General features: G+C 68.7%; 12 protein-coding genes. 5 read left to right on the top strand and 7 right to left on the bottom strand.

All coding sequences use genetic code 11. The annotated features are described in order from the left end of the window. Positions 1–83: 83 nt before the first annotated feature. From AC3WRC_RS00425 to AC3WRC_RS00400, 6 genes are all read right to left on the bottom strand, one after another. Positions 84–1,619, bottom strand: a complete 1,536-nt coding sequence (locus AC3WRC_RS00425) for a Do family serine endopeptidase (RefSeq protein ID WP_055752811.1) — start codon at positions 1,617–1,619, stop codon at positions 84–86. Positions 1,620–1,727: 108 nt separating this feature from the next. Further along, on the bottom strand, positions 1,728–2,234 hold the full coding sequence (locus tag AC3WRC_RS00420) for a cytochrome c-type biogenesis protein (RefSeq protein WP_492302394.1): 507 nt from the start codon (positions 2,232–2,234) through the stop codon (positions 1,728–1,730). Beyond that, the gene (locus AC3WRC_RS00415; protein ID WP_492302392.1) at positions 2,231–4,219 is read right to left on the bottom strand and encodes a heme lyase CcmF/NrfE family subunit; all 1,989 of its coding nucleotides are present in this window, start codon (positions 4,217–4,219) and stop codon (positions 2,231–2,233) included. The genes AC3WRC_RS00420 and AC3WRC_RS00415 overlap by 4 nt, the downstream gene beginning before the upstream one ends. Next, the gene (gene ccmE, locus AC3WRC_RS00410; RefSeq protein ID WP_492302391.1) at positions 4,216–4,722 is read right to left on the bottom strand and encodes a cytochrome c maturation protein CcmE; all 507 of its coding nucleotides are present in this window, start codon (positions 4,720–4,722) and stop codon (positions 4,216–4,218) included. Before ccmE ends, AC3WRC_RS00415 begins: the two co-directional genes overlap by 4 nt. A gap of 70 nt (positions 4,723–4,792) precedes the next feature. Next, positions 4,793–5,611 (bottom strand): c-type cytochrome biogenesis protein CcmI, encoded by an 819-nt coding sequence (ccmI, locus tag AC3WRC_RS00405; protein ID WP_492302390.1) that lies wholly within the window; start codon positions 5,609–5,611, stop codon positions 4,793–4,795. Positions 5,612–5,655: 44 nt separating this feature from the next. Then, a complete protein-coding gene (locus tag AC3WRC_RS00400; protein WP_492302389.1) occupies positions 5,656–7,011 on the bottom strand; it encodes a hypothetical protein in 1,356 nt (451 codons plus the stop codon). Positions 7,012–7,175: 164 nt separating this feature from the next. On the opposite strand from AC3WRC_RS00400, the gene AC3WRC_RS00395 reads away from it, so the two are divergent. From AC3WRC_RS00395 to AC3WRC_RS00375, 5 genes are read left to right on the top strand one after another with little or no spacing between them, the layout of a single operon-like run. Continuing rightward, positions 7,176–8,108: an ABC transporter ATP-binding protein gene (locus AC3WRC_RS00395; RefSeq protein ID WP_055752805.1), complete on the top strand. Its 933-nt coding sequence runs from the start codon at positions 7,176–7,178 to the stop codon at positions 8,106–8,108. Further along, positions 8,105–8,872, top strand: coding sequence for an ABC transporter permease (locus AC3WRC_RS00390; RefSeq protein ID WP_055752804.1), 768 nt, complete (start codon positions 8,105–8,107; stop codon positions 8,870–8,872). The genes AC3WRC_RS00395 and AC3WRC_RS00390 overlap by 4 nt, the downstream gene beginning before the upstream one ends. Positions 8,873–8,914: 42 nt before the next feature. Further along, the gene (locus AC3WRC_RS00385) at positions 8,915–9,973 is read left to right on the top strand and encodes a hypothetical protein (protein WP_492302387.1); all 1,059 of its coding nucleotides are present in this window, start codon (positions 8,915–8,917) and stop codon (positions 9,971–9,973) included. A 59-nt stretch (positions 9,974–10,032) separates the two neighbouring features. Further along, a complete protein-coding gene (gene tldD, locus AC3WRC_RS00380) occupies positions 10,033–11,463 on the top strand; it encodes a metalloprotease TldD (protein WP_492302386.1) in 1,431 nt (476 codons plus the stop codon). Between the two features lie 59 nt (positions 11,464–11,522). Next, the gene (locus AC3WRC_RS00375) at positions 11,523–11,810 is read left to right on the top strand and encodes a hypothetical protein (RefSeq protein ID WP_045809440.1); all 288 of its coding nucleotides are present in this window, start codon (positions 11,523–11,525) and stop codon (positions 11,808–11,810) included. Between the two features lie 12 nt (positions 11,811–11,822). Here AC3WRC_RS00375 and AC3WRC_RS00370 read toward each other — a convergent pair whose 3' ends face one another. After that, positions 11,823–12,767, bottom strand: a complete 945-nt coding sequence (locus AC3WRC_RS00370; protein WP_492302385.1) for a TraB/GumN family protein — start codon at positions 12,765–12,767, stop codon at positions 11,823–11,825. Positions 12,768–12,779 lie beyond the last annotated feature (12 nt).

The following is a 12,779-nucleotide window of genomic DNA, read 5'->3' as shown; positions in this document are numbered from 1 at the left end:
AAACCCCTCCCGGAATCAAAATCGCCGCCGATGGTAGCGCATCGGCGGCGATAGGGTGAGTTAAGGCTTGGTCAGAATGCCGATCAGTTGCGCGGCAACTCCAGCACGACCGAAATCGCGCCGCCTCTTTGGCTACGAACCATGAGCAACACACCCGGGCGACCCGCCGCACGGGCTGCCGCAATGGCGCGCTCCAAATCGGCAGGCGACGTGACCACCTGATTGTTGGCGCGCTGAATGATCGACCCGACGGGAATGCCCAACTGAGCGGCCTTCGAACCAGGCACAGTTTCGGTCACGACTACGCCCTGCACATCATCCGCGAGACCGAAACGTTGACGCGCCGCTGCATTCAATGGCGACACCTTCATCCCTTCGACCGTCGCTCCTGACGAAGATCCTGGGACAGGAGCTTCGTCATTTCCGCCGGACGATGCAGCTAATTCTTCTTCAGAAGGTCGCTTCGCCGCGCGGATATTGATCTCCTGGCGACGCCCGTCACGGATGACGGTGAAGCGTACGCTCTGTCCTGCTTCGGTAGCGGCGACCATGCGACGCAACTCGGTCGAACCATCAATGTCGCGACCGTTGACCTGCACCACAACATCACCGACCTGGACACCCGCCTTCTGTGCAGGACCATCAGGCGTAACCTCTCCGACGTAGGCGCCTTTGGTGTTGGCTGGAAGCGCCAGCGCCTCGACGGCCCCTTTTGGAATGTCCTGAATCGCCACGCCGACGTAGCCGCGCTCTATTGACTGGCCCTGCATCAGGCGCGTGGTGACGTTTTTCGCTGTCTCCGCCGGAATGGCGAAGCCGATGCCGACCGAGCCGCCCGTGGGCGAATAGATGGCCGAGTTCACGCCGATGACGCGGCCGTGGATGTCGAAGGTCGGACCGCCCGAGTTGCCCCGGTTGATGGCGGCGTCGATCTGGATGTAGTCGTTGTAGCCCGACGGATCGATGTCGCGGGCCTTGGCCGAGACGATGCCCGCCGTGGCGGTGCCGCCCAGGCCGAAGGGGTTGCCGATGGCGATGACCCAGTCGCCCACCCGCGGCTCGGCCGTTTCTTCGAAGCTGACGTATTTGAAGTCGTTGCCCTCGACCTTGATCACCGCCAGGTCGGTGCCGGGATCGCGGCCGATCAGGCGGGCCGGCAGCTCGCGACCGTCCGACATCTTGACCTTGATCTCGGTCGCGTCGGCGACGACGTGGTTGTTGGTGACGATGAAGCCGTCCTGCGAGATGAAGAAGCCCGAACCGGCGCCTTGGGTCGTCTGCGGTTCGTCATTGCCCTGACCGCCACGACCTTGCGGCGGCACGAACTGGAACGGCAGGCCGGGGATCTGGAAGGCGCCGCCCTGGGGCTGGTCCACCTTGACCGTCACGTCGATCTGAACGACGGCGGGCGAGACCTGGTCGAAGATGGTCGCGAAGCTGCTCGGCGCGCCCGGCGGAGGCGTGAAGGCGTCGCCGTTGGCCGGGACCGGGGTGATCCGGTTCACCGCCTGCGGTTCCGCGTGCGCGCCGGGCCAGTTGATGACGCCGCCGGCGGTCGCCGCCGCCGCCAGGGTCAGGCCGGCCGCGGCCCCGAGAATGAACTCCTTGCGCTTCAGCATCGTGGTCCTTGCGATCCTCTTGTCCAGCGCCAGACGGGCGCCGGTTTCGCGATTGATATAGGCCGAACCGGCTTTGCGCCAATCCCGACCGCCGATCGTTGATCTCGACTAGCGCCCGTCGTGAGGCGAGGTTGCGTCAGGATCGCGGCGAAGCTTCTCATTTCGTAGAACTTCGTCCAGCCGGCGTTCTTCTTCTGGCGTGAGGGGGACGGCCTCAACCGGACGACGGCGTGCGTGCAGGGCCAGAACGGCGGCGGCCAGCAGCAACAGGGCGAACGGGCCGAACCACAGCAGCCAGGTCCCCGCCCGCACCGGCGGGGTGAACAGCACATAGTCTCCGAAGCGTCGCACCAGATCGTCGCGCACGGCCTGATCCGAGGCGCCGGCCGCAATCTCCTCGCGGATCAGGCGGCGCATGTCGCCGGCGACGCCCGCCGGGCTGTCGGCGATGGCCTCGTGCTGGCAGACGACGCAGCGCACGTCCTTGAACAGGGCCTGGGCGCGGGCCTCCTGGGTCGCATCGGCCAAGGGGCGGTCGGGTGCGGCGGGCGGTTCAGCCGCCGTCAGCATCAGCGCCAGCACCGGCGCGGCCATTAGGACTAGCAAGCGTTTCATGGGGCCTTGCGCCGGCGCGCGCCGATCCCGAGCCGGAGACGGCGATCCAGCAGCGACAGCACCCCGCCCAGCGCCATGATCATCGGCCCCAGGAAGATCAGTCGCGCCCAGGGGTTCCAGTACAGACGCACGACCCAGGCCGGCTGTTCGGGACTGCCCGCCCGTTCGCCGATCACGACATAGACGTCGTCCAGGCCCCGAAAATCCAGCCCGACCTCGGTGGTGGTCTGGCCGCCGGCGGGGAAGAAGCGGCGCTCGGCCGTCACGGTGCTGGCGCGGCCCTGATCGTTCGTGGCGCGCACGGTCAGTCGGCCCTGTTCGGCCAGATAGTTCGGTCCCTCGACGACACGGAGGTCGTCCAGGGTGACGGTCCAGGGGCCGGCCGACACACTCTGGCCCAGCGAGACGGCGCGGGCGGCCTCGGCCTTGAAGCCCGTCTCGACCACCGCCCCCAGGATGAAGACGCCCAGCCCCAAATGCGCCAGGGTCATGCCCCAGGCGCCCAGCGGCAGCCCCTTCAGTCGGCGCACCGTCTCGGCCATCGAGGCGCGGAACAGGCGAACGCGCTCGGCGACTTCCGACAGCGATCCCAGGATCAGCCACAGACCCAGGCCGATCCCAGCGGCGGCGAAGGCCTTCTTGTGCTCCCACAGGGCGTAGGACGCCAGGGTGCCGACGATCGCCAGACCCGCCGCGACGGCCAGGCGCTGCATCGCGCCGGGCAGGTCGCCGCGCTTCCAGGCCAACAGCGGACCGGCCGGCAGGATCAGGAAGGCGACCATCATCAGCGGGGTGAAGGTGGCGGCGAAATAGGGCGGGCCGACCGAGATGGTCGCGCCGGACGCCGCTTCCAAAATCAGCGGATAGAGGGTGCCCAGCAAGACGGTCGCGGCCGCCGCCGTCAGGAACAGATTGTTCAGCACCAGCGCCCCCTCACGGCTGACCGGCGCGAACAGGCCCCCGCCCTTCAACTGCGGCGCGCGCCAGGCGAACAGGGCGAAGGCGGCGCCGGCCGTGATCCCGAGAATGGCCAGCAGCATCAGCCCGCGCTGTGGATCGACAGCGAAGGCGTGGACAGATGTCAGCACGCCCGAGCGCACCAAAAAGGCGCCCAGCATGGAGAAGGTGAAGGCCAGCAAAGCGAGGAACACCGTCCAGCCCGCCAGCGCGCCGCGCCGCTCGGTCACGACCGCGCTGTGCAACAGGGCCGCGCCCGCCAGCCAGGGCATGAAGGAGGCGTTCTCGACCGGGTCCCAGAACCACCAGCCGCCCCAGCCCAGCTCATAATAGGCCCAGAAGGAGCCCAGGGTGATGCCGACGGTCAGGAAGGCCCAGCTGGCCAGCGCCCAGGGTCGGACCCAGCGCCCCCAGGCGGGCCAGAAGGCGGTCTGCGCCCGTCCCTCGATCAGCGCTGCGACCGCCAAGGAGAAGCAGACCGAGAACCCGACGTAGCCGGCGTAGAGCAGCGGCGGATGCACGGCCAGGGCCGGGTCCTGCAACAGCGGGTTCAGCGACGCGCCCTGGAACGGCGCGGGGTCCAGGCGGGTGAAGGGGCTGGAGGTGAAGACGGCGAAGGCCAGGAACAGCGAGCCCAGCGCGCCCTGCACCGCCACGGCCGAGGCCTTCAGCCCGAACGGCAGGCCGCGCGCCCGCGCCAGCGCCCCGCCGAAGACGGTCAGCACCAGACACCACAACAGAAGCGACCCCTCGTGGCTGCCCCAGGCGCCGGCGACCTTGTAGAGCATCGGCTTGTCGGTGTGGCTGTTGGCCGCAACGTTGGAGACCGAAAAGTCCGACACGACGAAGGCGTAGATCAGGGCTGCGAAACTGAGCGCGACCGCCGCCGCCGCCGCCAAAGCCGCGCCTTGGGCGGCCCCGGCCAGGACCGGGCTGCGCCGCGCGCGTCCGGCCGCCGAAAGCCCGGTTTGCAGGATCGACAGCGCCAGCGCCAGCGCCAGGGCGAAGGCCCCAAGCTCGGCGATCATAAGCGGGTCGGCGCGCTATCGGCCTGCGGCCTGCTTGAGCGCGTTTCGGAGCCGTCCGGCCGCCACTCGCCTTTTTCCTTCAGACGGTCGGCGACCTCGCGCGGCATATAGTTCTCGTCGTGCTTGGCCAGGACCTGGCTGGCGTGGAAGGTGCGATCGGCGCCGAAGGCCCCTTGCGCCACGATCCCCTGCCCTTCGCGGAACAGGTCGGGCAGGTCCCCGTGATAGACGACGCGGGTCGTGGCGGCGTTGTCGGTGACGACGAAGGCGACCACGCCGTCGCCGGTCTTTTGCACGCTGCCGGCCTCGACCAGACCGCCCAGGCGGATGTTGCGCCCCTCCGGCGCCTTGTCGGCGGTAGCTTCGGACGGCGAATAGAAGAAGGTCACGCTGTCCTGCATCGCCCACAGCGACAGGCCGACCGCCAGCGCCAGGATCGGTGCCACGGCGGCGATGACCCACAGGCGGCGACGCGCCTTCGGCGATTTGGGCAGCCAGCTCATGCGACGGACATTCCGGATTCCAGGGACGGACCGGCGGCATATACCGCCGTCGTCGCGCAGGACCAACGCGTCATTGCGCGCCGTCCTTCGGCAGTCGGCGTTCCAGATCCAGATGGCGCGGATCGGCCGGGTCGAGCGCGGCGATCAGGGGCGTCCACAGGGTGCGGGCCTCAACGGCGTCGCCGCGCCGCAACGCGGCCTCGCCCAGGAAGAAGCGCGCGCCAAGCTGGTCGGGGTCCAGTTTCAAAGCCTCGCGGAAGGCGGCCTCGGCATCGCCGCCGATCTGGTTATCGTTGGCGACGACCAGGCTTTCGCCCAGCCGCGCCCAGGCCTGGGCGTCACGGGGGTCCAGGGCGATCAGACGGCGAAAGGCGGAGGCGGCGCCCAGCGGATCGCCGGCGGCGAACCGGGCCGCGCCCAGCATGGCCAACGCCTGCCGATCCTTTGGCCGTTCCTGAACGACCCGCGCGGTCACCGCCGCCAGTTGCGCTGGCTCCAGCCGATCCAGATTGGCGGCCCAATCGTCGACGCGCCGCTGATAGGCCTGATCCGGCAGGCCCGGCGAGCCGGTCAAGACATAGAGGCCGAGAGCGGCCGCGACGGTCACGCCGATCCCGCCCAGCACCCAGAACCGATCGCGGGCGCCGGCCACCGGGGTCGTGGTCGCCGAAACGGCGAGAAGCCGCCGCCCCGCCTCGGCGCGCGCGCCCACATAGGCCGCCTCGTCCAGCAGGCCGCGCGCCTTCAGCCGATCCAGTTCCTCGATCTCGCGCGAGCCGGCCTGGGTTTCGGCTCCAGCCGCCGGATCGGCGCCGCGTCGCGCGCCGGTCAGCACCAGCAGGGCGGCCAGGGCCGCCGCCAGTCCCGTCATTATCCAGAACACGATCATCTTCGCCGTCTAACCCATCCGCGAACTTCGGGCGAGGCGTCGTTTCAGCCCAGCCGCGCCATTTCCGCTGAGGCTGCGCGTCGCCTGACCGCGCGCGCCGCCTCCAGCGCCTCGATCACGGTCAGGAACCGCGCCGCGACCCCGATCAGACGCAGCACGTGGTCCGGATTTTCGGCCTCGCCGTCCGACAGACTGTTCAGCGCCTCGTCGGACCAGGTGGAGAGGTAGTCGGTCAGGTCTGCCTTCAATCCCGAGCGATCGGCTTCGCAGCCGAAGGTGACGGCCGCGCCGCGCAGGGCCGCCACCGCCGCCAGCAGGGCAGCCGCCGCCTCGATCGGTTCGCCCTCGGCCGGCGCCTCCAGCCAGGGCGACATACGCGTCATGCGTCCGGTGATGACCTGACGCTTCATCGGCAGGGCGGCGTGGACGGCGCTGGAAGCGGACTTCATCAGACCCGAAAGCTGGCCCGACACCTGGACCCGCGCCATCCGCGCCGCCTTGCCCCAGCTGGAATCGGGCCGCACCTGCAGGCTGAGGTCCATCTCGGCCAGCACGCCCGCGCACCAGTTGACGTCGTCCACCACGCCCAGCATCGCGGTCTCGCCCAGCGACGATCGGACCACGCCGGCGATCTTCTGCACCCGCGCCTGCACGGAGGTCAGCAACCGCTCGACGAAGACGCCCATCTCGGAATGGCTGAGGGTGATTTCACGGTCGGCGAGCCGGCTGGTCCGCGTCACGACCCGCAGCATTCGCTCGGCGTCCGCCACATGGGCGAACAGGATGTCGATCATGCGCCGCCCGCCGTCCGGCGACATCGCCAAACAGTCCTGGATCAGCAGCCTCAGCCCCGCGAGTTGATTGTCGTCGGGACGTTCCAGCCAGACCGGCAGGCGCGGCAGGGCGCTGCGGGCCAGAGGCGTCAGGTCGAAACAGCCGGCCAGTTCGACCGGAGTGGATGGGGGCTGGCCGTCGGCGGGACGCTGAAACTCGGGCCAGACGTCGCGCGGCCGGTCGCGCAGCACGGCGGCCGCCTTTGCGCACAGCCGATCGGCGGCCAGGGTCCATTCGCCGTCCACGGCCACAGCCCTGTCCAGCAGCGGCACGAAGTCCTCCTCGCCCTGCACCGCCTGGCGCCACACCCGTTTCAAGACCTGAGCCGGAAAGACCAGGGCGGGCACGCCGTCGGCGCGCGGCTGGAACAGTGGCAGCAGGGGCGCAAACGCCGTGCCGCGACGGGCGCGATCGCGCGCCTCTGTGGCGACGATGTTCGCCAGTTCGGCCGCCTTGTCGCCCTTCAGCGCCGCCACGGCTGCGCCCAGCATCCCCAGCGATGCGTCGGGACAGGCCTCGACGATCGCCGTCAGAGCGGCGTGGTGGGCGGCGGACAGGGACGGCACGAAAGCTCCTGCCAAAACTCAACTCAGGCCGGCACCGTGCGACAATCGGGTTAACAACGACTTGGCGTCTATTGAGACGGCGCCGCCACTTGAGTCAGGCGTCAGGCACGCCATATTGCCGCCACACCCGGCCGCGCCGCCGCGCGCGCCGGAAAGGAAAGCCCATGCCCGTAATCGAGATCGACGGCCTGACCAAGACCTACAAGTCGGGGCATCAGGCGCTGAAGCGCATCGACCTGACGATCAACAAGGGCGAGATTTTCGCCCTGCTGGGACCGAACGGCGCGGGCAAGACCACGCTGATCTCCATCGTCTGCGGCATCGTCACGCCCACGACCGGGACCGTGGTCGCCGACGGCCATGACATCCAATCCGATTTCCGCGCCGCCCGCACCAAGATCGGTCTGGTGCCGCAGGAGCTGACCACCGACGCCTTCGAGACCGTGCTGGCCACCGTCACCTTCAGTCGGGGCCTGTTCGGCAAGGCGCCGAACCCCGCCTTCATCGAGGGCGTGCTGAAGGACCTTTCGCTGTGGGACAAGCGTGACGCCAAGATCATGACCCTGTCGGGCGGGATGAAGCGGCGGGTGATGATCGCCAAGGCCCTGAGCCACGAACCTGACATCCTTTTCCTGGACGAGCCGACCGCCGGGGTCGATGTCGAGCTGCGCCGCGACATGTGGGCCATGGTCAGAAAGCTGCGCGAGCGCGGCGTCACCATCATCCTGACGACCCACTACATCGAGGAGGCCGAGGAAATGGCCGACCGGGTGGGCGTGATCCTGAAGGGCGAACTGATCCTGGTCGAGGAAAAGTCGGCTCTGATGAAGAAGCTGGGCAAGAAGACCCTGACGCTGAACCTGATCGAGCCGTTGGCGGCCCTGCCCGCCGACCTGTCCGACTGGGACCTGACGCTAAAGAACGAGGGCGGCGAACTGGAGTACAGTTTCGACGCCAACGCCGATGACACAGGCGTGCCGTCGCTGATCCGCCGGCTTGAGGCGCTGAACATCGGCTTCAAGGACTTGAACACCCGCCAGAGCTCGCTGGAAGACATCTTCGTCAGCCTGGTCCACCAGAACGGAGCAGCGGCATGACCTTCAACGGATACGGCGTCTGGGCCATCTATCGCTTCGAGATGGCGCGGGCGCTGCGCACCCTATGGCAGAGCGTGGTCACCCCGGTGATCACCACGGCCCTGTATTTCGTCGTCTTCGGCGGCGCGATCGGCAGCCGGATGCAGCAAGTGGACGGCGTGCCGTACGGCGCCTTCATCGTGCCAGGCCTGATCATGCTCAGCCTGTTCACACAGTCGATCTTCAACGCCTCATTCGGCATCTACTTCCCCAAGTTCACGGGAACGATCTACGAAATCCTGTCGGCGCCGGTGTCGTCGCTGGAGATCGTGCTGGCCTATGTCGGCGCGGCGGCGACCAAGTCGGCGGTGCTGGGGCTGATCATTCTGGCGACGGCGGCCTTCTTCGTGCCGCTGCAGATCCTGCATCCGGTCTGGATGATGGCCTTCTTAATCCTGATTTCGGTGACCTTCAGCCTGTTCGGCTTCATTATCGGGGTCTGGGCCAATGGGTTCGAGCAGCTTCAAATGATCCCGATGCTGGTCGTGACGCCACTGACCTTCCTGGGCGGCGCCTTCTATTCCATCGACATGCTGCCGGACGGTTGGCGCACAGTGACCCTGTTCAACCCTGTGGTCTATCTGATCTCGGGCTTCCGCTGGGCCTTCTATGGTCAGGGGGATGTGGCGATCGGCGTCAGCGTCGCCGCCACCCTGGCCTTCTTTGCCGTCTGCCTGGGCATCGTCATGTGGATGTTCAAGACCGGCTACCGGCTCAAGAACTGATCCGTCACGAAACGGGCCAGATCGCCAGCGATTGAGAAGACCATGTCCGACGACCAGAAGACCCCGCCCCAGCCCTTCGCCCGCAAGCCGGTGACCTGGGGCCGTATGCCCGCGACGACCTTCCACGTCGGGCCGGTGCCGGTCGCGCCCAATCCGCTGGACCGCATTCCCAATCCGCCGCCCCGCAAGCCCACGCCGCAACAGCAGCAGGCCTCGATCCACACCCAGAGCCTGGCCTCCGGAATCGCGCCGGCCAAGGGTCAGACGACGCCCGCCAATCCCGCGCCGCGTCCCGCGCCCCGTCCGCAGGGGGCAAGCATCCTGGGCGGTTCGCTGATCCCAACGGCGCGCCCGGCCCAAGCCCAGCCTCAACCCAAGGCTCCAACGCCGCCGCAGCCCAGGCCGCAGCCGGCGCCGGCCGCTCAACCCGATCTGACCGTGCGGCCCCTTCCCGCGCCCGAGACGACGCCCGCCCCTGCGCCGAAGCCGGTCGCGGCCGAACCCGTCGCCGCCGCGGCAGCGGTCGCGGCCAGACCCGCTGTTTCGCCTGCGGCTGCGCCGATCACGCCCAGCTTCGCCCGTGCGCCCGCCAAGAGCTCGCGCCTGCCGCTCTATGTCGGAGTCGGGGTCGTCGCCCTGCTGGTCGCCGGAGGCGGCCTGTGGCTTGCGATGCGTCCCGCCTCGACCCCGCCGGCGTCCACGCCCGCCATGGCCGCCGATGCGCCTCTGATCGCCCCGCCAGCCGATACGATTCCTGCCGACGCCGCACCCGTCGTCGCGACCGAACAGCCGGCGCCCGCCGCGACGACCACACCGGCGCCGCCCGCCACGGCGGCTTCCGCGCCGGCAACGACGACGCCGCGCGCGACGACGGCCGCGCCCCGCACGCAGACCCAGCCCCAGGCGCCGGCCGCAACGACGCAACCGACGACGCGTGCGCCGACGACGGCCACCCCGGCGCCGTCCACGCCGGCTCCGACCGTCACGACCGAGCCGCTGGTGATCGTGCCGACGGCCCCGACGCCCGCCCCGACCGCTGCACGTCCGTCGAGCAGCGATCCCGACGGTCCGGTAGTGACGCGGCCCCAGCCGCTGGACTGATCGGCGGTTTCGCGCGCCGGGCAGGTGACGAAACGGCCTTCAGCCCCTACCTACAGGCCATGACCGTTCACGCCTCCCCGCCGCCCATCCTCGACGCCGCCGGCGTCGATGCCGATGAAGCCCTGTCGATCCTGAAGACGGCCCTGGCCGGCGCCGACGACGGCGAACTGTTCCTGGAGCGGTCCGAGAGCGAGAGCCTGGTGTTCGACGACGGCCGGCTGAAGTCCGCCGCCTATGACGCGACCGAGGGCTTCGGCCTGCGGGTCGTGGCGGGCGAGACCGCCGGGTACGCCCACGCCAACGAGATCTCGGCCGCCGCCCTGCGTCGCGCCGCCGACAGCGCCGCCCTGGCCAAACAAGGGCATGAGGCCCGGGTCGCCGAAGGGCCCCGCGCCACCAATCAGAAACTGTATGGCGAGGTCGATCCCCTCGCCTCGCCCGCCTTCTCCGACAAGATCGCCTTGCTGGCCGAGATCGACGCCTGGGCGCGCGCCCGCGATCCGCGCGTGGTTCAGGTATCCGCCTCCCTGATCGGCGAACGTCGCGCCATCGAAATCCTGCGCGCCGACGAACGGGCGGTGCGCGATGTTCGCCCCCTTGTTCGGCTGAACGTCTCCGTTACCGTCGAACAGAACGGCAAGCGCGAGAGCGCCTCGTCCGGCGCCGGCGGCCGGGCCGGATTCGAGGCCTGGGTCGCGCCCGAACGCTGGCAGGCCCAGGTGGACGAGGCCCTGCGTCAGGCCCTGGTCAATCTGGACGCCGTCGATTGTCCGGCGGGCGAGATGGACGTGGTCCTGGGCGCCGGCTGGCCCGGCGTCCTGCTGCACGAGGCCATCGGCCACGGCTTCGAGGGCGACTTCCACAGGAAGGGCTCGTCGGTCTTCAACGGCATGATGGGCCAGCGGGTCGCCGCCCCCGGCGTCACCGTGGTCGATGACGGCTCGATCGCCGGACGGCGCGGATCGCTGTCGGTCGATGACGAGGGCACGCCCACCTCGCGCACCGTGCTGATCGAGGACGGGATCATGGTCGGGTTGATGCACGACCGGCTGTCGGCGCGGCAGCTGGGCGTCGCCGCAACGGGCAACGGCCGGCGCCAGTCCTTCGCCCATATGCCGATGCCGCGCATGACCAACACCTTCATGGAAGGGGGCAAGGATTCCAAGGCCGACATGATCGCCAATACGAAGCGCGGCCTCTACGCCGCCAACTTCTCGGGCGGCCAGGTGGACATCACCAACGGCAAGTTCGTGTTCCAGTGCAATGAGGCCTATCTGATCGAGGACGGGGTGATCACCGCACCCGTTCGGGGCGCCACCCTGATCGGCGACGGGGCCACAGCCCTAACCAAGATCCAGATGGTCGGCGACGACTTCGCCTTCGATCCGGGCGTCGGCGTCTGCGGCAAGGCCGGACAGGGCGTCCCCGTCGGCATCGGCCAGCCCAGCCTCAAGATCGGCGGCCTGACGGTCGGCGGCACCGCCGTCTGAGCGAGCGGAACCGTATCGTCACAAAGTGTGTTTCCCCGCCACACTGGAGAGGAAACACCATGCCCACTGAACGCGAAGTCCAACATCCCGATGGCCGGGTTGAACGCATCACTGAAACCAGCGCGGCGCCCACCACGGTCGTCGAGCGTCGCGGCAGCGGAATGGGCGCCATCGTCGCCCTGATCGTCGGCTTGCTGGCCGTGCTGGTGATCGGCTACTTCCTGATGAACATGAACCGCAGCGACGCGGTGAAGGACAACGCCATCGCCGGTGCGGCCGAGAGCGTTGGCAACGCCGCCGACAACATCGGCGAAGCCGCCCGCGACGCCGTTCCGGAACGCAAGTAAGCTCTAGCGCGCCTATTGAGCGGGGGCGGAGGGGCGCCATTCGGGACCGATCGGTTCCAGCCCCTCCGCCTCCAACCGATCCAATACGCCGTTCGGCTCGGCCAATAGCCGCAAGGGCGCGATAGCGACGGTGACCCCGGCCTCGGCCAGCGCCTTGTCCACCGCCCTATTCCATATCCGACGCAGATCGTCCGCTTGGGCCATCACCGACCAGTAGGAACAGGCCGTCGCCGCCTTTTCCAGGGGCGAGTCTAATACCGCCGGAATCCGGCGCAGACGCCAGTTCTCCGCACGTTGCGCGCCCGCCTCGACCCCGCCCTCCGCCGCCGTCGCCGCAGCGTCGATGCAGTCGAGGTAGCGTTCCGGCGGCGTCGTCAGAACCTTTTCGATCAGCTCGTCACCCCTGAAGATGCCGACGGGTTCAGCGGGTGTGCGATTGGCGCGCGTCGCCTGACGAACCAGGCCGGACACCGGACGCCCTCCGCTACTGTAACCGCCCAGTTCCATCAGATCGCCCGACAGGATCAGCATGCTGTCGCGGGTCGGGCCTTCGCCTGTCAGGTTTTCGACCCGGGCCTCAAGGTCCGGTGACAGATAGTCGGCGCTGGTGCGCCCGTTCGGCAAACGAGTCAGCGTCCTAAATCGCCAGATCAGTCGGCCCACATCGGCCAGCGAGGCCCGCCCCTCGACGGGAAACAGGACGCGGTCGGCACGATCAACCGCCGAGATGAGAGCGTCGGTGCGCCACTCCATCTTTCTGGGCAAACCGTCGATCGATCCGACCAGGATCAGGACGCTGTCGCCGCGCCGCACCTCCCACATCGGCGCCTCGATCCGGCGGGCGGTGACGACGATATCCTCGACGGCGTCCGATTGCGCATCCTGCGCGACGGCAGGCGCGGTCGTCAGCGCCGTCGCGGCAAGTAAAAGCAATAAAGAAGATGAGCGTCTGATCATTACATTGCTGTA

The sequence above is a fragment of the Brevundimonas sp. EU05-FHT14B07 genome, from assembly GCF_058790795.1.
Note: the sequence above shows the minus strand (reverse complement) of the source record. Positions and strands in the feature narration are given on the sequence as shown.